Raw genomic sequence first — 25,896 nt, 5'->3', positions numbered from 1 at the left:
TCTACGTTATCAGTATTCTACCAAGTGTGGTATTGAGTCAATTAAAGAGAATGGTATGCGCTTTAGAAAACCGACGGTCGAGCCCCTTGAAATCAATCTAACACCGATGATTGATTGTTTATTATTCCTAATCGTGTTTTTATTGCTGGCCACCTCGTTCAATCATTTTAGCCGTTTAAACATCATTCTCCCTGAGGCAGAAGGGGTGGCGCTGACAGAGCAGAACAATACCATCGAAGTGGCAGTGCAAGAAGATGGTAGCTACCTTGTCAATGGCATCACACTTGCGAGCAGCAATGAAGCGGAGCTGACCAGTATGCTTCAGCAAGAAGCCGGCAGCAATCGTGAGATGCTTTTTGTCATCGCGGCAGATGCCAATGCCACGCATCAATCAGTCGTGCGTGTGATGGATGTCGCTGGCAAAATGGGGTTTTTGAACCTAAATATCAGTACGGTTGTGCCGCTTGGCCAATCGTTACCGCAATAATATATGGCGTGCTCGATGCCGCACTTATCTGTAAAGCTGTAGTTCTGTGAAGCCGCAGCTCTTGAAGGCGCAGTATAGATGCAGTCCATTCATGTTATGACACCCAAATTGAGGCTTTTATGAGCCAAGCTTATTCATCAAACGCTACAAAACCGTCTGCAAAAAATGCAAAAAAACAGTCGGCTGCGCCCTCAGGTACGTCGAAATACCAGACATTGCTGCGGCTGCTACGTTATCTTAAACCGTACTGGTGGGCGTTGCTGCTGACGGTTGTGGGGTTTGCGATCAATGCGGCAACCGAGATTTGGATTGCCAAACTGCTGCAATACATCACTGATGCCATCAATCAAAATGACCAAAGCAAGCAAGATTTGTTTCCACTGCTTATTATTGGTCTGTTCTTTGTTCGCGGTGTGGGTAGCTTTTTGGGTAACTATTACTCCGCATTGGTGTCGCGCAACTTGGTGTATGAGCTGCGTGTGGAGGTGTTTAATAAGCTGCTGCGTTTGCCGAGTGCGTTTTATTTGGCCAATCCGGCAGGCACTATCTCCTCAAAGTTGATATTTGACGTCGAGCAAGTCACCGCTGCCAGTACCGACTCGATGAAAACGGTGTTGCGAGATGGTTTGACTGTGATTGGTCTGATTGGATTTTTGTTCTATAGTAATTGGCGTTTGACCTTGATTTTGTTTGTGGTGTTGCCGCCCATATTGTGGCTGATTCGCATCGCATCCAAGCGTTATCTCAAGTTGTCAAAAGGCATCCAAGAAACCATGGGGGATGTCAGCCATATCACCAATGAAGTCATCGGTGGCTATCAGGTGGTCAAAAACTACGGCGGTCAAGCTTACGAAGCCGAGCGTTTTGATAAAGCCTCCAAAAAGAACCTGCGCCAAGGTATGAAGGTCGTCGTGACCAACAGTATCAATACCCCAGCGGTACAGCTGCTGATGGCCATGGCGATGTCGGTGGTGGTTTGGCTGGCCCTTAGACCATCGGTGATCGATAATATCTCTGCCGGTGAGTTTATCTCGTATATCGCCGCGGCAGGACTGCTCAGTAAGCCAGTTCGATCTCTGACCGATGTCAATCAAAAATTGCAAAAAGGCATTGCCGCGGGTGAGTCCATCTTTGCGCTACTTGATGAGCCAGAAGAAAAAGACACCGGCACGGTCAGCCCAGCGTTGTCTGGGGAGATATCTCTGGACAATATCAGTTTGGTGTATCCCGATTCGACCGTAGCGCTGCGCGACTTTACGCTGGATGTGCGAGCAGGGGAGACGGTAGCCTTGGTAGGGCGCAGCGGCGCTGGTAAGTCTTCATTGGTCAATTTGTTGACGCGTACCTTGCCGACCTCCTCGGGGCAGATTACCTTGGATGGACGGCCGATTGAGGATATCAAGCTTGAGAGTCTGCGTGCGCAGATTGCGATGGTCAATCAGCAGGTGGTGCTATTTAATACCACTGTTTTTAATAACATCGCTTATGGCAGTTTGGCCAATAAAAGCCAAGCAGAGGTAGAAAAAGCAGCCAAAGATGCGTTTGCTCATGATTTTATTATGAAGCTGCCAAATGGCTATCAAAGCGAAATCGGCGCTGAAGGTCTGCAGCTGTCAGGTGGTCAGCGTCAGCGTTTGTCTATCGCTCGGGCACTGCTAAAAGATGCACCGATTCTTATATTAGATGAGGCGACCAGCGCGCTGGACAATGAGTCAGAGTACTATATCCAGCAGGCACTTGATAATGTTATGAAAGACCGGACGACATTGGTCATTGCTCATCGATTGACGACCATTGAGTCCGCCGATCGTATCGCAGTCTTGGATGGTGGTCAGCTTGTAGAGCTGGGCACCCATGATGAGCTGATGCAAAAGCAAGGTCATTATGCCCAGATGTATGCCCGCGATTTTGAGTAGCCGTCAGTGCGTATAAAGCTTCAAATCAACGAATAAGTGAGCAACCAGCCTTGAGTATTGAGACGACAGTGACGCGTGCATGGCAACGCAAAGCCGCTTGGCTATGGCTGCTGTTGCCTATTAGTTGGCTATATGGTCTCATCATCACGCTGCGTCGTCAGGCTTATCGATGGGGGGTGTTTGCCAGCTATCGGGCGCCCATACCTGTCATGGTCATCGGTAATATCAGTGTAGGCGGTAGCGGCAAGACGCCACTGATTATTGAGTTGGTGAGCTATCTACAAGCGGTACATCGTATCAAGGTGGGGGTGATTAGTCGCGGCTATGGCGGCGATACCAGCCAGATGCCAGCGCTGGTCGATGCCAGCAGTACCCCTAGCGTGGTCGGCGATGAGCCGTGTTTGATCGTTAATATGACAGGCGCACCGATGGCAGTCAGTCCCAATCGGCAGCAAGCTATCACCACGTTATTGGCCACTCATCCAGACTTGCAACTGATCATTGCTGATGATGGCTTGCAGCATTATGCACTGCAGCGTGATATAGAGTGGATCGTCGTGGACACCGCTCGCGGTTTTGGTAATAAGCAGCTACTACCGACAGGGTTTTTACGTGAGCCATTGTCTCGGCTTAAGGGTGCCACTGTTGTGTATCATAGCAAGCAACAGACAAGTTCAGCCGTCGAGCACGCAAGCAAGCAAAAGCAGCCGAATCAGCGCCTGCTTATGTATATGCAAGCGGACAGCATGCAGCCTTTATGGGCACCTGCATTGGCGAATACCCAAAAACCAAACGCTGCGAAGGCCGATATACAGACAAGTGAGCAGCAAGATCATCCGGCAGCGCCAAAGACAGGCAGTCAAGTACATGCAGTCAGCGGCATCGGCTATCCGCAGCGTTTTTTTGAGACGCTCACAGATTTAGGCTTTGAGGTTATCGCTCATCCTTATCCAGATCATTATGAGTTTACTTTGGCGGAGCTGCTACAGTATCTTCAGCATCCTATTGTCGTTACCACAAAAGACGCGGTAAAAATCAAAGCATTACTCTCAAAAGCCATGGCTGATAATGCGCTAGATGATGACTACCAAGCGCTGGTGAGTAGGCTCTGGGTATTGCCAGTCACCGCCGTGCTCTCTGATGATTGCTACCGCTTATTGACAGAGCAATTACAGAGACTGGATATCGATATCAAATCTCATCAGGCGCTAAAATAAACAAAAAAATAAAGCGGCTCTAAAAACAGTCATTATCAAAGATAGCCATTATCAAAAATATATAAGACTGTACGTCACATCAACTCTGCTAAGGAAATAACCATGTCTAACATTGAGCCTGTCATTGACCCTGCTACTGCGTCTATGGCTGCTGCCAAAACTCACATTGTGATTCCTGCCCGTTTTAAGAGTACTCGACTACCTGGCAAGCCGTTATTAGCTATTCATGGCAAGCCGATGATTTTGTGGGTCGCTGAAAAGGCGCAAGCGGCACATTTTGCTGATGACATGTGTATCGCAACTGATGATGAGCGCATTGCTCAGGTGTGTATGGACGCAGGGTTTGAGGTGGTGATGACCAGCCGCGAGCATGCTTCGGGTACAGATCGCTTAGCGGAAGTTGCAGCCATCAAAGGCTGGGCTGATCAGGATATCGTCATCAACATGCAAGGCGATGAGCCGCTGGTGCCGCCTTTATTATTAGAACAAGTAAAGGATCTATTGGTCGCGGATAAAGCCAGCGTCATGGCCACCTTGTGTGAGCCGATCGATGATTATGAGACTTTTTTGCGTCCCTCAGTGGTCAAGGTCGTCAGTCAATATACCAATGCACTGCAGCGCGCGCTATATTTTAGCCGCGCGCCTATTCCTTGTGACCGTGATGTGGTATTGGCAGACGAGCCAAACAAGCAACCACCCAAAAACGCTTATCGGCATTTGGGGCTTTATGCGTACCGCGTGAGCTTGCTACAGCAGTTTGTACATTGGCCACAGACCCCGCTTGAGACCTTGGAGAGTCTGGAACAACTACGCGTACTAGAAAACGGCGGCCATATTGCTATCGCGACCGCAGCGTGTCATCTGCCGGCTGGGGTCGATACTCAAGAGGACTTGGATCGCCTCAATGCAATGGCATTTACCGACTTTCAGAGCCCGAGCAGCACCACTAACTAAAATAGCCTAAGCAAAACTACCATTAAGCTTTCAAGTCATTTTATAAAGCTGGAGCCATAGGTCATACAATGGAAAATATAGGTGCATCAAAGACGGCAGATGATATTTACTTTGCGCCATTATTGCCATGGCAGCAAGTATTATGGTCACAGCTCACTGACCGCGTCACTCGGCAGCAGACTTTGCCGCATGCTCTACTGGCCGCAGGCATGCAAGGCATGGGCAAACGTGCTTTTGTTTGGCGTCTGGTGGCGTGGCTGTTATGCCGTGAGCGTGCAACCCATCCGCAAGGGGCGTGTGCCACGTGCGATAGCTGTCAGTGGCTCAGATCTGGTACACATCCAAGCTTGCAGACGCTGCCACTGATAAGTATGCCAGTCAGTATCGATAATATAGAAGCTCAAGAAAAAGCCGGTAAAAAAAACACCAAGACCACAAGCAATAGCGCCTTAAAAATAAAAGTAGATGACATCCGCGCGCTACAGCCCTTTATTTACCAAGGCGGCCAAGGCCTGCGCATCTGTGTGTTAGACCATGCAGAGCAAATGACGGTCGCTGCTGCCAACGCGCTGCTCAAGACCTTGGAGGAGCCGCAAGCGCAGGTCCATTTGTTTTTGATTAGCGACAGTCCAGCCCAACTGTTACCCACGATCAAAAGCCGCGTCCAGCAGTTGGCGTTACAGACGATTGAGCCTGCAGTTGCCATGGATTATGTAACGCAGGCACTTGGGGCGACGGTCAACCGTGAAGCCGTGAGCCCAGCCGCGCTTCGCCAGCTTATACAGCTGGCTAACGGCGCGCCGCTCGCTGCGATCGCCTTGGCCAACGCCCCATGGTATAGCAAGCGTGCCTTGTGGCTGACGACTTGGCTGGCGCTGCGAAGTGGCAAACGTAGTAGCGTGGCGGCTAGTGACTATTGGCAATCACAGCTTAGTATTATAGAATTTATTCAGCTCTCTGAGCTGATGCTGCTCGACATACGCCGCGTCTGTTTAGGTCTAGCAGTACTACAGCAAGACATCAATTGGACAGCGCTTACGAGCGATCAGGCTGATGGCAGTACCCCTGACGACAGTGCTATAGAAGTATTTTCTCATCACTTGCAGCAAAGCAAAGTTGCGCTACAACAAAATGTGCAAGAAAAATTTGCCTATGATAAGCTGATGCAAGAATTGGCGCGTTTATAAACCAATATTTAAAACGAGCGCTCACTCATAAACATTTAACCCAATGACTAAAGGAAGCTGACTATGGCCATGCCAGGACGCGGCGGGGTCTTAACCTGCCATATTGAAGACATCGAAACGCTATATGCCAGCTACTTATCTTTTGTGACCAATGGAGCGTTATTTGTACCGTCTGATCGTCCACAGCAGTTGGGCGATGAAGTGTTTATTGCCATCACGTTGCCAAACTCCAGCGAGCGTTTACCGATGAATGGTAAGGTGGTGTGGATCAACTCTAAAAGCCAAAGCGGCCGGCCAGCCGGTTTTGCGGTACAAATCGGCACCGATATCGCAGGGCAAAGAATCAAAAACGAAGTAGAGCGTTTATTGGCTGGCAAAATTGACAGTTTGCAGTCTACTTATACCATGTAGCTGACGCGTTATGGTGATGACTGGCATGCTATGGCTATGGCTATGCTAGGCGTATAAAGTATAAAAAAGGCCGCGGTATCTCATTTAAGATACCGCGGCCTTTTTGTTTGAGACAGAGTAGGACAAGATAATCGTAAGTCGTTAATAACGCGGCGGCACGTACATATCATCTGGGATAGGCTCGCGGTAATATTCATCATCGCGTTTGCGCTCTGGTAGCTCGACCTCATCACGCGGTACTTCTTTATAAGGGATTTGCTCGAGCAGATGGGCGATACAATTAAGACGCGCGCGTTTTTTGTTATTGCCTTCTACCACCCACCACGGCGCTTCAGGAATATGAGTGCGCTCAAACATGGTTTCTTTGGCTTTGGTGTAGTCCTCCCAGCGTCGCCGCGACTCCAAATCCATTGGGGAGAGCTTCCACTGTTTTAGTGGGTCATGAATACGGCTCATAAAGCGTGAATGCTGCTCGTCATCGGTGATCGAAAACCAGTATTTGACCAAGCGAATACCCGAGCGCACGAGCATGCGTTCAAACTCAGGCACCGACTGAAAAAACTCCTCATACTGAGCATCGGTACAAAACCCCATGACGCGCTCAACCCCGACGCGGTTGTACCAGCTGCGATCAAACAAGACGATCTCGCCAGCCGCTGGCAAGTGAGCGACATAACGCTGAAAGTACCACTGCGACTGCTCACGCTCTGTCGGTGCGGGCAGAGCAGCGACGCGGCATACCCGTGGGTTTAGGCGCTGGGTGATGCGTTTGATCGCGCCGCCTTTGCCCGCCGAGTCGCGTCCTTCAAATATCACAACGATACGCTCGCCGCGATCGACTACCCAGTCTTGTAGCTTGATAAGCTCGCGCTGCAGGCGCACCAGCTCCTGAAAGTACAGTCGGCGATCCAGCCTTTCTTGCTCGCTCATCTCCCGCCCATCAAAACGAAAATCACGCACATAATCATCTATTTCGTTTTCTAGCTCTTCATCATAGGTGTCGATAAGGTCTTCGTGCATTTTGCGGCGCAGCTCATCATCAAACACTTCCTTGTTCATCCGACTGATAAAGCTGTTTTGCTCGGGTGGGCTAAGATTTTGACGCTCTTGTATGGTTAAGAGTTTTGGGTCAATCGCCGAAGGAATTTTACTCATAAAAAGCTCCTGCCAAATATTATTATGATTTTGTTTGTTGTGGTCTTTACTTTAGCACATCTGGCAGTGGGACTAGGCGGTAGGTGCGTTTGATTATTGTGTGAAGTGGTCTTTGATAAGGCAGCGGTCATTGGTTTTATTGGCCGATTGTATGCACAAAAAAACACCCATTAATCGCGTGATTAATGGGTGTTTTAGACAACCGAAGCTATCTGTCTGCTAAACAGACAATGGCGATATTATTTTTCTAGGATACACGTGACGCCTTGGCCACCTGCTGCACAGATAGAGATCAGGGCGCGGCCTGAGCCTTTTTGATCCAGTAGCTTAGCTGCAGTGGCTAGGATACGGCCGCCTGTCGCTGCAAATGGATGGCCTGCTGCCAATGATGAGCCATTTACGTTTAGCTTGCTACGATCGATGGAGCCAAGTGGCGCATCAAGACCCAGACGTTCTTGACAGAATGTCTCATCTTCCCATGCTGCAAGCGTTGAGAGCACTTGTGACGCAAACGCTTCGTGGATTTCATAAAAGTCGAAGTCTTGCAGCGTTAGGCCAGCACGCTCAAGCATACGCGGTACCGCATAGGCAGGTGCCATTAGCAAGCCTTCAGTAGTACCTGACTTGCCGATGAAATCAACAGCCGCTGTTTCTTGGTGCGCGATGTACGCCAATGGCTTGAGGCTGTGTTCTTTTGCCCACTCATCCGTACCGAGTAGGACACAAGAGGCGCCATCAGTGAGGGGGGTAGAGTTGGCCGCTGTCATGGTTGGGTTGGCGTTCTTTTTACCAAATACTGGCTTTAGCTTGCCCAACTTTTCGAGCGTGGTGTCGGGGCGCAAGTTGTTGTCACGAGTCAAGCCTTTATATGGCGTGATAAGGTCGTCAAAGAAGCCTTCGTCATAAGCACGTGCTAGGTTTTTGTGGCTGTTAAACGCCAGCTCGTCTTGGGCTTCGCGGCTGATATTCCACTCAAGCGTGGTGATGGCTTGGTGCTCACCCATTGATAGGCCGGTACGTGGCTCACCGTTTTGTGGGGTGTCGATTAAATCTTTAGGGTTTAGACCCATTAGTGCTTTTAGACGCTGCTTGTTGTCTTTTGCCGCACCGAGTTTGATAAGGACTTTGCGCAGACCATCACCGATAGCGATAGGCGCATCAGAGGTGGTGTCGACACCGCCTGTGATGGCTGAGTCAATCAAACCAAGGGCGATTTTGTTGGCAGAGGCAAGGGTCGCTTGTAAGCCAGTACCACAGGCCTGTGAGATGTCATATGCTGGCGTATGAGGGTTTAGGGCTGTATTTAGCGTCGCTTCACGCGTTAAGTTGATGTCGCGGCTCAGCTTCATGACCGCACCAGAGACGACCTCTCCGATGATTTCGTCTTGTAGATTATAACGCTCGACCAAACCATCTAATGCAGCGGTTAGCATGTCCGTATTACTGACGTCAGCATAAGTGCCGTTTGAGCGGGCAAAGGGGATACGGTTGCCGCCCAAGATTGCGACGCGGTTTAGGTTTGAGGCTGGTTTGGCCTTTTTTGATTGGGTGGCAGCTGCTGTTTTGCTGACGGCTGCGGCAGTGCCCTCAGTGGTTTTTTTGCTGTTATTGCTGCTGCTATCGGTAGACTTTACGACAGTGCTTTCAACGACTGGACTATCAGGGTGATTGTTTTTATTACTCATAATATTATCCTTAAAGAGTATGGGTACAAAAGAAAAAAGGTGGCTGCTGGCCGTTATTTATTACTTACTATGGTCATCTATGATAAGACGTTTTTACCAGCGTAATGTATGTCTTTGGCAAACGATGTGACGCTTATTTGTCGCCGCTTGGTCAGGGTTTTAAAAGCAAAAGAGCGGCTTGAAAACCCAGACTATTTTTGTAAACTCAGGCGTCTCGATTATTACCATTGCATAATAATGCATTTGATAATATATTGTTATCGATAACTGCATTTTCCATAACTTATGGGTCTGATTTTAACACAGTATCAGGCACGGTGACGCGAAAAAAAGTTGCCATCTTGTATACTGGCTTGTTTACAGATTGTTGTAGACTTTGTCAGTTTTTGGACTTGTTTATAGCGGAAGTGTATAGTTAAGCCAGATTTTAATGCATTTACTAAATATCAATAACGATGCGTCCGGTGAGTCTATATAATAGGCGTATTGCATTTTTAATTATTTTAACCATTTATTATAGGGATTATATTATGTCAGACCGTTATGGTGATTTTGTTCAGTCGTCTATTGGCAAAAAAGTGGCCAAAAATTTAGGTTTACCACTGCCAGTGACGTTAGATCGTTTTGAGAGCGGTGAGCCTTTGGTACGTGGCAGTGTGTTGGTTGGTCGCGCTGATGGCGACGACAAAAGCGTAAGCGCTGCAGTGGCCCGCATCTTATCAGAGGTCCATGCAGAGGTGTACGTCAATAGTAGCGACGATATCAAAGATGCGCTGGCTGATGCTGGTGTAGACGCAAAAGCCAATACGGGCGGCGATGATAAGTTTAAAGTATTGCTATTTGATGCCAGTAATATCAGTAACGCCGATCAGCTAAAAGCAGTATACGCATTTTTCCATACAGTGGCGCGCCGTGTCGAAAAATCAGGCCGTGTCATCATCATTGGCCGTACGCCAGAAAACCTCACAGACATCGAAGCTGCCTTGGCGCAGCGTGCGCTTGAGGGTTTTGTGAAGTCTGTTGGTAAAGAGTTTAAGCGTGGTATCACTGCCCAGTTGATCTACGTCGAAGAAGGTGCTGAGCAAAATCTTGATTCAACGCTGCGTTTCTTTACCTCAGCGCGCTCAGCGTATGTGTCAGGCCAAGTGGTACGTGTTAGTAAAGGCGACACTGTGGATGTCGACTGGACACAGCCTTTAGGTGGCAAAACCATGCTGGTGACAGGTGCCAGCCGCGGTATCGGTGAAGCAATCGCGCGCGTATTGGCTCGCGAAGGCGCTCACGTTATCTGCCTAGATGTACCTCAGCAGCAGGCAGATCTACAAAAAGTCGCAAGCGAAATCAGCGGCTCTGTGCTGACAGTCGATATCACCAGCGAGGATGCAGGCAAGCAAATTGCAGAGGCGGCACAAAAGCGCGGTGGGCTTGATTCAATCATTCACAATGCTGGGGTCACGCGCGATAAGACGTTGGCAAAAATGGATGAAAAAAAGTGGGATATGGTCATCGATATCAACCTAGCTAGCATCGCACGACTCAATCGCTATCTATTAGAAAACGATGTATTAAAAGACAACGCACGTATCGTATGTGTGTCATCTATCTCAGGCATCGCAGGCAACATGGGACAAACCAACTATGCCACTTCTAAAGCAGGCGTCATCGGACTGGTCAATGCTACCGCCAAACAGTTACAAGACAATGCCAAGGGTATGACCATCAACGCTGTGGCACCAGGCTTTATCGAGACGCAAATGACAGAGGCCATCCCTTTTGCTATTCGTGAGGCAGGTCGCCGCATGAATTCCATGAGCCAAGGCGGTCTGCCAGTAGACGTGGCCGAGACCATCGCTTGGCTTGCCTCTCCTGCATCGGGTGGCCTAAATGGCAACATCGTTCGCGTTTGTGGTCAAAGCTTACTGGGTGCTTAGGACAAGCAATTGTCCGTGCATAGCTAAGCTGTGGCAAAAGTAAGTAAGGTAAGTGTCGCTAAAGAATAAAGCGGTGCTCACATCGTAATGTGAGGTTTTTTCTTGATTGCCTAACATATGCTTACGAAAAAATTGCTGATAAATTGTAATAAAGCTGCCCAAGGGTGGCTTTTTTATGATAAAAACGTAGAATTCATGATAACAATGCCCCAAAAGGTTTGTTCCAGCCCTACTTAGGATTTATTTATGTCAGACAAACACTATGATGCGTTGCCAAAAGCGCATACAACTTATGCCAATATCGTCAAAAGTTTATTGCCTATCGGCAATAGTGGCAAAGTCAGTAAAGATCAGTTACCACAAGCGACTTACTACGTCGATGACCTCCATATTGATCAAGAAAATTTAGACGATTATCGTAAGATTTGTGGTTTTGCAGATAATGGCAAAGTGCCTATTACTTATTTTTCTGTTTTGTCGCAGACGCTGCAAATGAACATGATGGTCAAAGAGCCGTTTCCCTTTGCGATGCTCGGTCTCGTACACGTAGACAACAGTGTGACGCAGTATCGTTCTATCGGTGAGCGTGAAACAGTGGCGATGTCTGTGACTTTTGATAATCTGCGCGACCATGCTCAAGGTCAACAGTTTGATTTTGTCACGACAGTCAAGTCAAAAGACGAGGTGGTGTGGGAGGGGACATCAACCTATCTATCACGTGGCAAAAAACCCAGCAGCAGTAAAGGCAAAAAAAGCAAACCGCGTCCGGTTACCGTAAAACCGACTATCGATGACAATGGGACCCACAGTGTTTTTGAAGTACCAGAAGATATTGGCCGTCGTTATGCTTTTGTCTCAGGGGATTTTAACCTCATTCACTTGCACCCACTATCGGCACGGGCCTTTGGTTTTCCAAAAGCGATCGCTCATGGTATGTGGTCGAAAGCCAAATGTCTCGCGCTGATGGATGAGCTGCCTGATGCCTGTACTGTCGATGTGTCCTTTAAACTCCCTATCTTTTTGCCTGCTGAAGTAGAGCTGATTGCCGAGCCGGTATCACAGCTAAAAAACACGGATGATAGTTGTGAGTTTGGTCTATTTAGCGCCAAAAATGACAAGCCTCATCTAGCGGGTTTGGTAACACTCAAGACCGCTAAGTAAATACAGCTGGGGCTCTCACGTAACTGCTATCGAAAGTGATGGCGAACGGATCAAACGCGTTTAAGCACTAAAGCGCGTTTGTCTTTATATATATCCTACGTAGACAGACTAACGAATCTTTTTATTATTATGACCTCACATACTACAGTAACACCCCCAAATTCAGACCAAATCAATGATGTCGCAGCGCCTAATACCACTGCTGCCAATGATGCTGCGGCAGACGACAGCGCCACAACTGATGCGGACAATGTGGACAATGGCATCGAGCTTTCGACCATCTTTGAGCCTTATTTTCGTCCTGATGCCAATACCATCGTATGCGGCGCTCTGGATGAACAAAAAGTTGACGCATTGGCAAAGGCTGGCGTCGAGCTGGTCATCAACTTGCAGCCTGATGACGAGCTGAGCTTCGATGAAGCCGCCGCCGTCAAGCGCGCAGGCATGTATTATGAGCAGCTGCCTATCAGCGGCGCTGCTGATTTAAAGCAGCTAAAAGTATTGGCGTTTGATAATATTCTGCGCCAGTATCACGGCAAAAAGGTAGCCCTACACTGTGGCTCTGGTAATAGAGTGGGCGCGGTTACGGCACTGCGCGCCGGCTGGCTACGCGGCCGAAAAATGGATACAGCCATGGCACGGGGACGTAGTCACGGTCTGAGCAAGCTAGAAGATGAGGTGTATAATCGTTTGTTGGTCCCGCGCTAATAAGACGAAGACTAGGGCGTGTCTTCAATTCACTCGGTAAGTATCTAAATGGGCTAAAAATGGCCAAATTTTGCCAAACATCTGTTTGACCGCAATTTATCTCACTTTTATCACCATTTTTGAAATAAAGACACACCCTAGAGTAATCGGTTAATAGAACAAAAGGCGACCAGACGGTGGCCTTTTTATGATAATAGAGTAAGGCTGCCATGACTGAGACAATGAACAAAACCAACGAACGCGATGATGTTCAAATAAATACCACCCTGCAGCAGCGCTTACAGCAATTGCTGACCAGCTTGCAGCTTGATGATGCGCCAGCTGGTGGGGCGCTAGTAGTCTATCAGGCGGGCGAGTGTATCGCTCGTGCCAGTGTAGGCTTGGCGCGTCCAGATATGGCATGGCAACCGCAAACTCTAGCGATTAACTTTTCGACGGGCAAAGGGGTGCTCGCGGCTCTGGTTCATGTATTGGTCTCCAAACAGCTACTCGCTTATGACGTCCCCATTGCCCAGTATTGGCCGGCATTTGCGGCTAATGGCAAAGCGCATGTTACGCTGCGGCAGGTGATGTCGCACCAAGCTGATCTCTTTGCAATTATCAGTATTGAGGCAGATAGCGAGGCGGTACTAGACTGGTCGTATATGCGCAAAAAAGTTGCCGACATGACCATGACTCAACCTGATCAAGCCGACGCTTACGACTCCGCTTATAGTGCGCTAATATACGGCTGGGTGCTGGGCGGCTTGGTAGAAATCGTCACCAAGATGCCGCTTGCGCAAGCGCTAAGCCATTATTTGACGACGCCATTAGGGATTGCTGATAGCTGCTATTTTGGGGTGCCAGATGATAAAGTCGACCTTGTCGCCAAGCTGGCCAAAGACTTTGATACAGACGAGACGGCAACCCCTAAGCTGCGGCAAAAACGACAAAAACCCACATTAAAACCAGACTCGGCAAATACCTTATCTGTCTACAATCATTTACCAAACGCGGCGTGTTGGCAGCAGCAAGCCTTGCAGATGCAGCGCTCTGTAGCTGCTTCTGGGACGGATAAAGAACATCACCGCCAGCCGGCGTTAACCACTGCAGGTATCAGTCGTCTGTATTTTGATACCAGCCACCTCAATCTAAAAAACTACAAATCAGCGCTTATCCCAGCCGGCAAGCAGCCTATTGATTACTATCAACGACAAACGCTACAAGCCGTTATCCCTGCCGCTAATGGGGTCGCGTCGGCTCAGGCGCTGGCGACGATATATGCCATGCTTGCTAATGGCGGGGTATGGCAAGGTCAGACGCTAATCGATCGCGCTACTTTTGAGCAGTTATCCACGCCCCAAGTCACAGGGTTAGACGCAGTCATGCCAGCGCCTATGCATTGGCGCTTGGGCTATCATCGTCTGTTTAGTGTCTGTGCTGATACTGCGGCGGGTTTTGGTCACATGGGCTACAACGGCTCAGTGGCGTGGTGTGATCCATCGCGGCAATTGTCGTTTGCTTTTATTCATAACTTCGATACTACGATGCTCAATGACGTTCGTCAGTTTGCTTTGACCGAAGCAGTACTCGCGTTGATAGCGCCTTAGCCGCACGTAGCTAGTGTATAAATTGCTAACATGTTCGACAATGCTTATGTCGAAGGCGGCTTATTGGGTGTTATTTTGAGCAGCTTTGGCGCACTCAAGCCATGCATAAAGATAGATATCAAAATTACAATAGAGCAGACCACCCATAACTTGAGCGCATCATCGTCTGCAAAGTAGCCGTGGTTGAGCGCATAGGATAAGTAATACAAGGTGCCGATACCGCGAATGCCCAAAGCTGAGATTGCGTACTTTTCGGAATGAGGCAGGCCTAGCCCCGATAAGGCGATAAACCCGCCGATAGGACGTATCAGAAGTAAAAACACAAAGCTGACGATGTAGACCCGCCATGTCAGCTCGATGCCTGACTGTAAGGCTTGACCAAGCAGCATCCCAAACACCACCAGTACCAGCGACATGAGTAAACCCTCTGACTGCTCAGCGAAATCATGGAGTTTTTGATGGTAATCATGCTGGTGCTCTGAGCGGCGAAAGGCAAAGGCTGCGACAAACACAGCGATAAAACCATAGCTCTCTACATACTCGGCCAGTCCATAAGCGACCAGCGTCAGAGCGATCACTACATAGCCTTGCGAGATGGGCGTTTCTTGACTGTATTTAGAAAACACAAGCTTGGCCATGGCTTTGCCAACGATGATACCCACCACCAATCCTGCGCCTATCTTCCACAAAACATCGTGGGTAAACCATGACCAGAGCATCTCGCCATCGAAACGCTGACCTGCGCTCAACGCTTCTGCCACCTTGATGGCCAAATAAACAAATGGAAACGCCAATCCGTCATTTAACCCTGACTCTGAGGTCAAGGTAAAGCGCGTCGTGTCCTCGCCGCCAGTGTTTGGCGGCCCGACCTGAATGCTAGACGCCAAGACAGGATCGGTCGGTGCCAGCACCGCACCCAACAAAATCGCCGCACCCATACTCAAGCCAAAAGCATAGTAGCCCAACGCTGCCATGGCAAAAATACCAATCGGCATGGTGATGAGCAGCAGCCTGATCGTCGGTCGCCACAGCCGCCAAGATAGCTCGGTATCAATCTTGATACCCGCGCCAACCAGTGATACCAAGACCACGATTTCTGTGAGTTTTTCGATGACAAGGCCATTGTCAATCGGATCCAAAAACGATAACGTCGTCCACCAATAACCCATCAGCAATCCAAAGCTTACCTGCAGCATCGGCAATGAGATCGGGGTGCGTTTAAACGCGATAGGAAACAACGCCCCAAACAAAAAGGCGATGCCGCAGACCAATAAGAAGACGTTATAGTTTTCAATCATAAAGGGGGGCACGCGACTATGTTATAAAAATATGTTATAAAAGTTTTTATCGACAACTATTTAAAAATATTTAATGTATGACGGCCTAGTCGATAACCAGCTCACCTCAGTTATCTGTCACCTAAGTTATCTGACTGATAGTTTGTTCGAAGTCGTCAGCGCGACAGCTCTGAGTCAGTCTTATCATGACGCCAAAAATATATTATTACCGCAAAAAAATCGTTATCAAAACGCGTGCTGCGTTGTTTTTTTGTGAAAAAAAAGCCTGCACGATGCAGGCTTTTCTCAACAGCTTGAGGTTTTAGAAAGTCGGGATGTCGTTAGCGTTCAACTTGACTCACGTCGCGTATCGCCCCCGTATCTGCACTGGTGGTCATAGCAGCATAAGCGCGTAAGGCTGGCGTCACATAGCGCTCACGGCTGACAGGCTTCCACGCATCACGGCCACGTGCTTCCATCTCTTCGCGGCGCGCTGCCAGCTCGGCATCACTGACTTGCATGTTGATGGTGCGATTTGGGATATCGATATGAATGATGTCGCCCTCCATAACCAAACCAATCGCACCGCCCTCTGCTGCCTCTGGGCTGGCGTGACCAATAGAGAGGCCAGAGGTACCACCAGAGAAGCGGCCGTCAGTTAGCAGCGCACACTCTTTGCCCAAGCCTTTAGACTTAAGATACGTAGTAGGGTATAGCATCTCCTGCATACCAGGGCCACCTTTTGGTCCTTCATAGCGAATGATGACCACATCACCTGCGACGATCTCATCTGCCAATATGGCGGCGACGGCTGCGTCTTGCGACTCAAAAATACGCGCGCGACCTGTAAAGGTTAAAATACTCTCATCAACACCTGCGGTTTTGACCACACAGCCACGCTCAGCTATGTTGCCATAAAGCACCGCAAGGCCGCCATCTGTTGAGTAAGCGTGTTTGACACTACGGATACAGCCTGACTCGCGATTGACATCGAGGTTTGGCCACTCTTTTGCCTGCGAAAACGCTTGAGTGGTACGTACACCGCCCGGTGCTGCAACATATAGCGCCCGTGCTTCGGTGTTGTCAGGGTTCATAATGTCCCATTTGTCGATGGCTTCTTTCATCGTGGCACTATGGATGGTCGGTATGTCGGTGGTCAATAGGCCTGCTCGATCAAGCTCGGCGAGTAATGCCATCACGCCGCCTGCACGGTGGACGTCTTCCATATGGTACTTTTGTGAGGCAGGCGCGACTTTAGATAGGCAAGGCACACCGCGGCTTAGGCGATCGATGTCCGCCATTTTAAAATCCACCTCTGCTTCGTTGGCGGCCGCCAGTAAATGCAAAATGGTGTTGGTCGAGCCGCCCATGGCGATATCGAGGCTCATGGCGTTTTCAAACGCAGCTTTGGTGGCGATAGAGCGCGGCAAGACAGACTCGTCGTCTTGCTCATAGCGGCGTTTGGCCAATGAGACAATCGTGCGGCCCGCTTCTAAAAACAGCTCGCGGCGTAGCGCATGGGTTGCAAGCAGTGAGCCATTGCCGGGCAATGATAGCCCCAGTGCTTCGGTCAAGCAGTTCATGGAGTTGGCAGTAAACATACCAGAGCACGAGCCGCAAGTCGGGCAGGCAGAGCTTTCGATAGCCAAAACGTCTTCGTCACTGATGCGGTCATCAGCGGCATCCATCATGGCATCGACCAAGTCGAGCTTGCGAATGGCGTTGCCTTTATTATCAGTGGTATGGACATCGCTGCCGCCATCATTGTTATGACTATGAGCCACAGTACTGGCTATGACTTTACCAGCCTCCATAGGCCCACCAGAGACAAACACCACAGGAATATTAAGACGCATCGCGGCCATCAACATGCCTGGGGTGATTTTGTCACAGTTAGAGATACACACCAAGGCATCGGCGCAGTGGGCATTGACCATGTATTCCACTGAGTCGGCGATCAGATCGCGGCTGGGTAATGAGTACAGCATGCCGCTATGGCCCATGGCGATACCATCGTCGACCGCAATGGTATTAAACTCCTTTGCCACGCCGCCCGCTTTTTCGATCTCACGTGCAACCATCTGACCCAAATCCTTTAGGTGTACGTGACCGGGTACAAACTGAGTAAATGAGTTGGCAATGGCAATGATTGGCTTGCCAAAGTCGCCATCAGTCATGCCAGTTGCACGCCACAGTGCGCGAGCACCTGCCATGTTACGACCACCGGTAGAGGTTTTTGAGCGATAATCCATGTGCTTTTCCTTACAAATAGGCGAGGTTTATAAAAAAGTGCAGCCTCAGCTGTGATGATAGTGTGCTTTTTATACTAAATAACGACCAATGAATAATACTAGGTCATGACCATACCATTAGATATGAATAATAAAAATATGCCATGATCGTGTAGTATTCATCGTATCGATAAAATCTTATTTTAATAACAATGTGCTGTCCTGCAAGCGCATCAATGACAAACCACAAGGTCGCCCAACACGACAATTTATGCTAGGCGCTCTAAGATGGCTTTGTCAAACCAAGGCAGATCGGTTTTATCCGCTTCTAGTCGAGCGATAATCTCTAGAGCGTGAGGCGCTGGCAACAGCTGATACTCAGCGCTGGCAACGATGGGTAGTATCCGCTCGTTGGTCGCCGTTTGTGAGTCAGCATCCTCTAAAACAGAGGCAAGCGTTTGTTTATCGTTTTTGTAGAGCACATCGACGCGGCCAAAAAACTGCCAGTCTTTTAAGGCGGTGCTCAGCGCATCCACCGCCTCTTTGGTATAGACTTGCTCGGTGTCTTTGCCCGTATTGGTCCAGTGCAGGCGCACTGCTAACTGCAGCGCCTCGCTAAACACCACCAGTGAGCCGATGACCTTGATATGCCAAGGACTGCTGATGAGCGCGGCCTCAATCCCGATGAGCTGCGCGGCCTCACTGGCACTCATCGGCCTATTAAACTGAGCCAGTAGGGCAGGCGTGAGCGGGTTGGCTTGCTTGATGGCATCGTCTAAGCTGTCATAATGATATAAAAAAGGCAGCGGCAACTCCTGCGTCACTGTTTTTTTGCTGACTTTGCAGTTGTGTATTTGCCAATGAATGCTGCTATCGGTCAGCGCCTCGGCCAAAATCACGCTATTAGGCGGCAGGCTCTGCGCTGGATGCTCAGTACGCGTTTCTGCAGCAGAGTTGGCGGCTAAATGGTCGTTTAGGTTGTCGTTTGATAAAGGCGTCGGCAAGGTGGGCGAATCCATAAATATAGCATCATTAAAGTAGAGGGTTAATATAACATTTAAAGTCTATGAGTCGCCAATAAATTGCTGAGCGAGTCGGCGCATATCGATATGGGGGCTTTGATTGACAAGTCAGCAAGCGGCTTGTACTCAGGCGATATTTCGTCCACTATATAACACTTGTTGTGAGCAAAGCTTCCAAAACATTCACTCACCACACTGGCCAATGAATAAAGGAATAACAATGAATCAAAACAATCACGTTCAGTATGACGACAATAACATCTTTGCAAAAATGCTAAAGGGTGAGATTCCATATCATAAGGTTTTTGAAGACGATAAAACCCTTGCCTTTATGGATATCATGCCACAAGCAAAAGGCCACGTACTCGTCATTCCCAAACAAGAAGCAATCGATTTGGCTGATCTAGAGCCAGAATATGCGGCAGCGGTACTGATGACTGCTAAAAAAGTCATGCAAGCGCAGCGCCAAGTGTTTGAGCGCGAAGGTATCATCCAAATGCAGCTAAATGGTTCGCAAGCTGGACAGACAGTGTTTCATTATCATGTCCATCTGATTCCATCGAGTATTCATGAGCTAGGCCGTCATGCCGTCACCCAAGCGGATCAAGGCGAGCTGGCAGATCTGGCGCAACAGCTTGCCGCAGTTATTGCAGGATAGTATGGCAATTGCAGACAAACAGATATATTTTATATATTAAAGGCGGCTAACAAGCTGCCTTTTTTGTTGCTTGGTAATAGTCATGTAACAACCGTTAAAGTAGTGTTACAAGGACAGAGATTGTCTGGGGTTTTTCAAAAGAGTGTGATAAATATCGTAATGGCTGACTGTTGGTTAAACAGTTTTGTCTTTAAAACCCATTTATCAAACCAGTGCCTATAAGCAGTAGAGTGTCTGAAGTCAAAAATGTAGTATCAAACATTTATCAGACAGACACTTTATGCAAAAAATATTTTAACAAGCACGGTTGGTCGGTTTTTTTCACTTTTTGAGGATATCACTTTTATGAGTAAATTACCTCGCTCCACTATTTTGTTGCCAGTTTTTGCCCCAGCGGCGGCTATTATGCTGCTATTGGTGATTGGTACTGCTATCAATCCAGAAGCGGCCGGCGAGCTGTTTAGTAACGTCCTGGCGTTTACCACCGAGACGTTCGGTTGGTTTTATATGCTGGCAGTTGCCATATTTTTGATGTTTGTCATCGTGTTGGCGTTTTCGCCTTATGGCAGTATCAAGTTAGGCCCTGACCATGCAGAGGCTGAATATCAGTTTCTCGAATGGTTTGCTATGCTGTTTTCGGCAGGTTACGGCATTGCCTTGCTCTTTTATGGTGTCGCCGAGCCGGTCTTACATTTTGCCAGTCCACCACTCTCAGAGCCGCAGACAATTGAGGCGGCCAAGGAGGCGATGCAGATTGCCTATTTTCATTGGGGGTTTCATATTTGGGCGATATACGGCGTCGTGGGGCTGTCATTGGCGTATTTTTCCTTTCGGCACGGCTTACCGCTGTCGGTGCGCTCAACCCTCTATCCCTTAATTGGTGACAAAATCCATGGGCCTATCGGACATACGGTGGATGTGTTTGCGATTTTGGGTACCATGTTTGGTATCGCCACCAGTTTGGGTCTGTCTGTGGCTCAGATTAATGCAGGCTTGAATTACTTATTACCCGATATGATTCCAGTGAGCACCACCGTACAAGTCATCATCATTGCGCTGGTGACCACCGCAGCACTGGTGTCTGTACTGGCTGGGATGGATAAGGGCGTCAAACGCCTGTCTATCTTAAACATGGTGCTGGCCACGGCTTTGATGCTGTTTGTGTTTGTGGTTGGGCCGTCGATATTTATCCTAAATGCCTTTATGGAAAATACAGGCAGTTATTTGGGCAATATCGTTGAGCGCACCTTTAGCCTACAAGCCTATCAGTCGAGTGATTGGATCGGTAGCTGGACGCTATTTATCTTTGCATGGACGATCGCGTGGGCGCCTTTTGTCGGACTATTTATCGCCAAAATCAGTCGCGGCCGTACCATTCGTGAGTTTGTACTGGGCGTGATGCTTGTGCCAACGCTGTTTACCTTCTTTTGGTTTTCGGTATTTGGGGATACCGCGCTGCATATGATTATGGTCGATGGTTATGAGGCGCTGATCGGCGAGGTACAAAACAACCAAGCCATTGCTTTATTTAAGTTGCTAGAAAACTTACCCTTTACTCAAATTGTCTCATCATTGACCGTCCTACTGATTATTACTTTTTTTGTGACGTCATCGGACTCAGGATCATTGGTCATCGACTCGCTCGCCGCCGGTGGTCGTAGTGATACGCCGTGGTGGCAGCGCTCATTTTGGGTAGTTACAGAAGGTGCTGTGGCGTCGGTGCTGCTGATCGCAGGTGGCCTAAGCGCTCTGCAGACAGCGGCTATCGTCAGTGCCTTGCCTTTTGCAGTGATTATCTTAATTTCGACATTTGGTATGTGGCGTGCACTACGTATCGAGGGGCATCGTAATCAAAGTTTAGCCACTGACAACCATCTACCACCGCATCTGCTCAAATTAGACGCATGGCGTGATCGTATTGATTATATTACCAATCAGCCAACGCGCGAAAAGGTGCTCGGCTATATCAAGGGCACGGTGATGTCATCGATGCAGGAGGTTGCAGAAAAATTTGCCGAGACAGGCTGGTTGCCTGAGGTTAACTATGATGAGGTAAACAATCGAGCGGTACTAGAGCTAAGACGCGGTGATAATGTCGAGTTTTGGTACGAGGTGCGCCTATCAGAGCATGAGGTTCCTGACTATTATACTGAAGATATGGCAGGTAATCTGCCCCAAGAGCACCATCACCGTGCCGAGGTCTATCTGCGCCGCGGTGGCCAAACCTATGACTTATATGGTTATCAGCCAGAGTCGGTAATCAACGATATCATTGATCAGTTTGAAAAATATCTGTATTTCGTCAATGTTTCGCCCGATATTTTGCCTTGGCGTATGCAGGAGCATGACGATGATATTACCCTAGAGCAGGGCAGTGTGTTTGATAAGTAAGCGAGCGCATTGCCTCTTTGGAAGTCGTATTGGAAGTCATAGCGGCAAAGGATTGACGTGAATGGCTTGCAATATGCGTACGAACCCTTAGAATAACGGCTTGTTTTCTATGCAAATCAAGCCGTTTTTTATGTCTATAAATACTTCTGCGAATCCTGTGATGGCTGATTCTTCAGCACCAGTTGCCGCTCAGCATCCCTTATTACAGCCGCTTGATATCGGTGGTCTGAGTATCGAAAACCGTCTGATGGTCGCGCCCATGGCCGGCGTGACGGATAACCCTTTTCGTAGACTGTGCAAATCTTTTGGCGCAGGGCATGCTGTCAGTGAAATGATCATCGCCGATACCGCGCTTTATGCCAGCAAAAAGTCTTTGTACCGTGCCAATTTTAATAATGAAATTGCGCCCATCTCGGCACAAATAGCAGGGGCTGAGCCTGACAAATTGGCTGAAGCGGCGCGTTATCAGATTGACAATGGCGCGCAGATTATTGATATCAATATGGGCTGTCCTGCCAAAAAAGTCTGCCGTAAGCTGGCAGGCTCAGCCTTGCTGCAAGACGAAGATTTGGTGGCGCGTCTGCTCGATGCGGCGGTAGGTGCGGTCGATGCTCCCGTTACCCTAAAGACGCGACTGGGTTATGAAAATGGCCGCGAAAATATCTTGCGAGTGGCACGCCGTGCTGAGCAAGCTGGTATCGCAGCGATTGCGATTCATGGGCGGACGCGTGAGGATATGTATACAGGCACGGCGCGTTATGAGCTGATACGCGAAGTCAAAGACAGTATCGGTATCCCTGTCATTGCCAATGGCGATATCGATAGCCCTGAAAAAGCCCAATATGTCTACGAGATGACAGGCTGTGATGCTGTGATGATAGGGCGCGCCGCTCAAGGTCAGCCGTGGCTGTTTCGTGATATTGGTCATTTTTTGCGGACAGGTGAGCGGCTAGCTGCACCAAGTATTCGCGAGATTAAAGAGATTGTGCTCGCGCATCTACAAGAGCTGTATGATTTTTATGGTGAATACTCAGGCTGCCGTATTGCGCGTAAGCATATTGCTTGGTACACCACGGGCATCCCAAATTCTAATGCCTTTCGCCAAGCGATGTATGGCGAAGAGAGTACCGCAGGACAGTTTCGTGTGGTCGAGGATTTTTTGTGTACGCATCAGTAGTCACTAGGGCGGGTACATAATCATCAATCGCGATGTTTGTACTGACGATTTATTCACCTCAGGCCATATTTTTTGCTATCCTACAAAAGAACATAAAACAAACAAAAAGGACTTTTTATGGCCAACCCTTCAAAAAAAGCAATCGCCAAAGCGGTTAAAGATAAGCATATCGTAATCACGGGTGCCTCAAGTGGTATCGGCGAGCGTACCGCTTTTTTACTCAGTGAGTGCGGCGCTCATGTGATTTTGTTGGCACGTACCAAAGACAAGCTAAAAATTGTCGCGGACAATATCGAAACACTCGGTGGCAGGGCCAGTTATTATCCATGTGATTTGACCGATATGGATGATATCGAAGACGTCAGTAAACGGATTCTTGCTGATTTTGGTCATGTCGACGTGTTGGTCAATAATGCGGGGCGCTCGATTCGCCGTTCCGTGCATGAATCTGTCAACCGTTTTCATGATTTTGAGCGCACGATGGATGTCAATTACTTTGGTGCGGTAAAGATTATTTTGGGACTACTTCCGACGATGATTGGCAGGAAGAAGGGGCAAATTGTCAATATTTCCTCCATTGGCGTACTGGCAAACAGTCCGCGTTTTGCCGCTTATGTCGCCTCAAAATCAGCGCTTGATGCGTTTAGTCGCTGTCTGGCAGCAGAGGTCAAAGGGGATAATATCAAAGTCACCAACATTTTTATGCCACTGGTGCGCACGCCGATGATTGCACCGACCAAGCTGTATCGTTATATGCCAGCATTGATGCCTGATGAGGCGGCGATGATGGTAGCCAAAGCTATCGTGAAAAAACCTAATAGTATCGCCAGCGGCATGGGTAAGTTTGCCTCTGCAACTTATTCGCTAGCGCCAGCCATCAACGTTGGCATTCAGTCTATCGGCTATCGTATCTTCCCAAGCTCATCGGCTGCCCAGACGACCGATACTAAGCCTACTTTAGCGCAGCGCGCCTTTGCTAGAATCCTACCAGGCGAGCATCATTAAAATAGCATTTTAGTTGACTTGGTATAAATAAAAAGGATGCTTCGGCGTCCTTTTTAGTTTGTCGTCAGTTTTGTTAAGGGAACCACTCGTTGCTCCCTAGTTATGCGTTTATTAAAATCAGCTCTACAGTTTTTTAGCAAGCTTACTGGTTTTCATTTACTTCACTCGATTAGATAAAATAACGCCAATTGAGCTTAACATTATGCCGCATACCACTACTATTGTTAGAGGCTCATGAAGTATTAACGCTGCAAGTAAGGCGGTCAGTCCTGGAGACAAGGAACCAAGTAGCAAGGTGCGAATAGAGCCCAGCTTGTTGACGGCATAAGAAAACCCAATGGTTGAGACCACCCCAACACCAACGCCTTGTACCAAAATAAAAGGTAGCGCGTCGTCAAAAGAAACGACTCCTAGGTTTGTCTTTAGAATGCCAACAAGAACCATCACTAATACTACAAAAAATGATGTGTAAGAAAGTACGATAGCCACCGCTATTGGACTTAACTTTGTATTTTTAAGACCCAAGGTATAACCTGCCCAGACCAAGCTTGCAAGCAATAAGAAGGCCACGCCATGTAGCAAACTTTCAGGCGAAGACCCTGCATTCCCTATAACCATAGCGGTTACACCAAACAGAATCAGAATGAATGCCAAAAACTTTTTTAACGATATCTTTTGACGATAAAAAATAAAAGATAAGAGGGCGGCAAAGAATACTGGCGTCCCTGTCAAAATAGTACCAACGTAAGCAGCAGGAGCAGTTCTTGCGCCAAAGGAAGCTAGTAAAAGAAAGGGCACGCCGCCACATAATATAAATAAGACATCAAACCATTTGATATTTTTGATCTCCCTCAAACTGGAGTATGCCCAAGGTGTCAATAAAAGTAATGGCACGCTAAATCGAATGAGCATGACATCAGCAATACTTAGCGATGACCCACCAATAGCTCGGACAGTCAATGCAAAACCTGACCAAATAAGTAGCACGGCAATCATAGCCACATAGCCTTTCGCTAGCGGAGACATTGCAAATGAGGTGTTTTTGCGCGGAGATGATTGAAAGATTGTATTCATGTCGATATCTTAAGCTTATATACAAAGCCTAATTATCAATCAAATATCGCGCTTTTATCTTTATTTTTTTATTGCAAATCTATACTTATTTAGTGGATAATGCCAATTAATGTAGAATTATTGGCTTAAAAAACCAAAAAAGGCAATACATGGATAAAATCGACCGTCATATTTTGGAAGTGCTTCAGAAAGAAGGACGCTTATCGACAGCTGAATTAGCTGAGCGCATTGGTCTGTCACCCTCACCTTGTGCTAGGCGCCTGAAACGTTTAGAAGATGAATCCTATATAGAGGGTTACCAAGCGAACGTCAGTAGAGTGAAAGCTGGTATTAAGATGAGCTTTTTTGTGGAAGTCAGTCTTAATAATCATCAAGAAGCGTCAATTATCGCTTTTGAAAATGCGTTATCTGAGATGGACGAAGTCATCAACGGCCATGTGGTTTCGGGCCCTTATGATTACTTATTGGAAGTAGTCAGCGCAGACCTCAACGGTTATGAAGAGTTTACGCGTAAGTTGCATAAGCTGACTAGCGTTAAAGACATACATACCCACTTATCAGTGAGAAAAGTGGTTAATAAAACAACGTTGCCCATTTTTACATGATATCTTTTGATGCCTATTAGGGTCTGTGCTCAATTTAAAAAACAGTCATTCAAAT

General features: G+C 48.1%; 21 protein-coding genes. 15 read left to right on the top strand and 6 right to left on the bottom strand.

Translation table 11 applies throughout. The features are described from left to right. The first annotated feature begins 55 nt into the window (after window positions 1–55). The 6 genes from ACNFVB_RS08615 to ACNFVB_RS08590 all read left to right on the top strand — a co-directional run bounded on the left by ACNFVB_RS08615 (window position 56) and on the right by ACNFVB_RS08590 (window position 6,172). Window positions 56–487, top strand: a complete 432-nt coding sequence (locus tag ACNFVB_RS08615; protein ID WP_105246190.1) for an ExbD/TolR family protein — start codon at window positions 56–58, stop codon at window positions 485–487. Between the two features lie 119 nt (window positions 488–606). Continuing rightward, window positions 607–2,403, top strand: a complete 1,797-nt coding sequence (msbA, locus tag ACNFVB_RS08610; RefSeq protein WP_430737215.1) for a lipid A export permease/ATP-binding protein MsbA — start codon at window positions 607–609, stop codon at window positions 2,401–2,403. Between the two features lie 50 nt (window positions 2,404–2,453). Then, window positions 2,454–3,620 (top strand): tetraacyldisaccharide 4'-kinase, encoded by a 1,167-nt coding sequence (lpxK, locus tag ACNFVB_RS08605; protein ID WP_430737214.1) that lies wholly within the window; start codon window positions 2,454–2,456, stop codon window positions 3,618–3,620. A 102-nt stretch (window positions 3,621–3,722) separates the two neighbouring features. Then, window positions 3,723–4,574 carry a 3-deoxy-manno-octulosonate cytidylyltransferase gene (gene kdsB / locus ACNFVB_RS08600; RefSeq protein ID WP_430737213.1) on the top strand — a complete coding sequence of 284 codons (852 nt, stop codon included), beginning with the start codon at window positions 3,723–3,725 and terminating at the stop codon, window positions 4,572–4,574. A 68-nt stretch (window positions 4,575–4,642) separates the two neighbouring features. Beyond that, window positions 4,643–5,761 (top strand): DNA polymerase III subunit delta', encoded by a 1,119-nt coding sequence (locus ACNFVB_RS08595; protein WP_430737212.1) that lies wholly within the window; start codon window positions 4,643–4,645, stop codon window positions 5,759–5,761. 63 nt (window positions 5,762–5,824) lie between these two features. Continuing rightward, window positions 5,825–6,172, top strand: a complete 348-nt coding sequence (locus tag ACNFVB_RS08590; protein ID WP_192995332.1) for a PilZ domain-containing protein — start codon at window positions 5,825–5,827, stop codon at window positions 6,170–6,172. A gap of 141 nt (window positions 6,173–6,313) precedes the next feature. Here the strand turns inward: ACNFVB_RS08590 and ppk2 are convergent, their stop codons facing one another. Both ppk2 and ACNFVB_RS08580 read right to left on the bottom strand, forming a co-directional pair. Next, window positions 6,314–7,327: a polyphosphate kinase 2 gene (gene ppk2, locus ACNFVB_RS08585; RefSeq protein WP_430737211.1), complete on the bottom strand. Its 1,014-nt coding sequence runs from the start codon at window positions 7,325–7,327 to the stop codon at window positions 6,314–6,316. Between the two features lie 239 nt (window positions 7,328–7,566). After that, a complete protein-coding gene (locus tag ACNFVB_RS08580) occupies window positions 7,567–9,012 on the bottom strand; it encodes an acetyl-CoA C-acetyltransferase (protein ID WP_430737210.1) in 1,446 nt (481 codons plus the stop codon). Window positions 9,013–9,542: 530 nt separating this feature from the next. On the opposite strand from ACNFVB_RS08580, the gene ACNFVB_RS08575 reads away from it, so the two are divergent. From ACNFVB_RS08575 to ACNFVB_RS08560, 4 genes are all read left to right on the top strand, one after another. Next, complete coding sequence (locus ACNFVB_RS08575) at window positions 9,543–10,943, top strand: 3-oxoacyl-ACP reductase (RefSeq protein ID WP_430737209.1); 1,401 nt, start codon at window positions 9,543–9,545, stop codon at window positions 10,941–10,943. A 246-nt stretch (window positions 10,944–11,189) separates the two neighbouring features. Further along, on the top strand, window positions 11,190–12,104 hold the full coding sequence (locus ACNFVB_RS08570; RefSeq protein WP_430737208.1) for a MaoC family dehydratase: 915 nt from the start codon (window positions 11,190–11,192) through the stop codon (window positions 12,102–12,104). 129 nt (window positions 12,105–12,233) lie between these two features. After that, window positions 12,234–12,812, top strand: coding sequence for a beta-lactamase hydrolase domain-containing protein (locus tag ACNFVB_RS08565; protein WP_430737207.1), 579 nt, complete (start codon window positions 12,234–12,236; stop codon window positions 12,810–12,812). Window positions 12,813–13,021: 209 nt separating this feature from the next. After that, entirely contained in the window at window positions 13,022–14,401 is a 1,380-nt protein-coding gene (locus ACNFVB_RS08560) for a serine hydrolase domain-containing protein (RefSeq protein ID WP_430737206.1), read from the top strand. Between the two features lie 44 nt (window positions 14,402–14,445). On the opposite strand, the gene ACNFVB_RS08555 is transcribed toward ACNFVB_RS08560, so the two are convergent. From ACNFVB_RS08555 to ACNFVB_RS08545, 3 genes are all read right to left on the bottom strand, one after another. Beyond that, window positions 14,446–15,699: a cation:proton antiporter gene (locus tag ACNFVB_RS08555; RefSeq protein ID WP_430737205.1), complete on the bottom strand. Its 1,254-nt coding sequence runs from the start codon at window positions 15,697–15,699 to the stop codon at window positions 14,446–14,448. Between the two features lie 320 nt (window positions 15,700–16,019). Further along, window positions 16,020–17,930 carry a dihydroxy-acid dehydratase gene (ilvD, locus tag ACNFVB_RS08550; protein WP_288997023.1) on the bottom strand — a complete coding sequence of 637 codons (1,911 nt, stop codon included), beginning with the start codon at window positions 17,928–17,930 and terminating at the stop codon, window positions 16,020–16,022. Window positions 17,931–18,178: 248 nt separating this feature from the next. After that, the gene (locus ACNFVB_RS08545; RefSeq protein ID WP_430737204.1) at window positions 18,179–18,928 is read right to left on the bottom strand and encodes a hypothetical protein; all 750 of its coding nucleotides are present in this window, start codon (window positions 18,926–18,928) and stop codon (window positions 18,179–18,181) included. A gap of 223 nt (window positions 18,929–19,151) precedes the next feature. Here ACNFVB_RS08545 and ACNFVB_RS08540 point away from each other — a divergent pair, with 223 nt between their 5' ends. From ACNFVB_RS08540 to ACNFVB_RS08525, 4 genes are all read left to right on the top strand, one after another. Continuing rightward, window positions 19,152–19,589, top strand: a complete 438-nt coding sequence (locus tag ACNFVB_RS08540) for an HIT family protein (RefSeq protein ID WP_430737203.1) — start codon at window positions 19,152–19,154, stop codon at window positions 19,587–19,589. A gap of 345 nt (window positions 19,590–19,934) precedes the next feature. After that, window positions 19,935–21,980, top strand: coding sequence for a BCCT family transporter (locus ACNFVB_RS08535; RefSeq protein WP_430737202.1), 2,046 nt, complete (start codon window positions 19,935–19,937; stop codon window positions 21,978–21,980). Window positions 21,981–22,140: 160 nt separating this feature from the next. After that, complete coding sequence (gene dusB / locus ACNFVB_RS08530) at window positions 22,141–23,157, top strand: tRNA dihydrouridine synthase DusB (RefSeq protein WP_430737201.1); 1,017 nt, start codon at window positions 22,141–22,143, stop codon at window positions 23,155–23,157. 117 nt (window positions 23,158–23,274) lie between these two features. Further along, a complete protein-coding gene (locus ACNFVB_RS08525; protein ID WP_430737200.1) occupies window positions 23,275–24,162 on the top strand; it encodes an SDR family NAD(P)-dependent oxidoreductase in 888 nt (295 codons plus the stop codon). A gap of 156 nt (window positions 24,163–24,318) precedes the next feature. On the opposite strand, the gene ACNFVB_RS08520 is transcribed toward ACNFVB_RS08525, so the two are convergent. Further along, the gene (locus ACNFVB_RS08520; protein WP_430737199.1) at window positions 24,319–25,236 is read right to left on the bottom strand and encodes an EamA family transporter; all 918 of its coding nucleotides are present in this window, start codon (window positions 25,234–25,236) and stop codon (window positions 24,319–24,321) included. Between the two features lie 149 nt (window positions 25,237–25,385). Here ACNFVB_RS08520 and ACNFVB_RS08515 point away from each other — a divergent pair, with 149 nt between their 5' ends. After that, window positions 25,386–25,841: an Lrp/AsnC family transcriptional regulator gene (locus tag ACNFVB_RS08515; RefSeq protein WP_238062386.1), complete on the top strand. Its 456-nt coding sequence runs from the start codon at window positions 25,386–25,388 to the stop codon at window positions 25,839–25,841. Window positions 25,842–25,896: the final 55 nt, after the last annotated feature.

This window comes from Psychrobacter sp. VH5 (assembly GCF_050572635.1).
Classification (GTDB): domain Bacteria; phylum Pseudomonadota; class Gammaproteobacteria; order Pseudomonadales; family Moraxellaceae; genus Psychrobacter; species Psychrobacter celer.
This window is presented reverse-complemented; position numbering and strand designations above follow the sequence as displayed.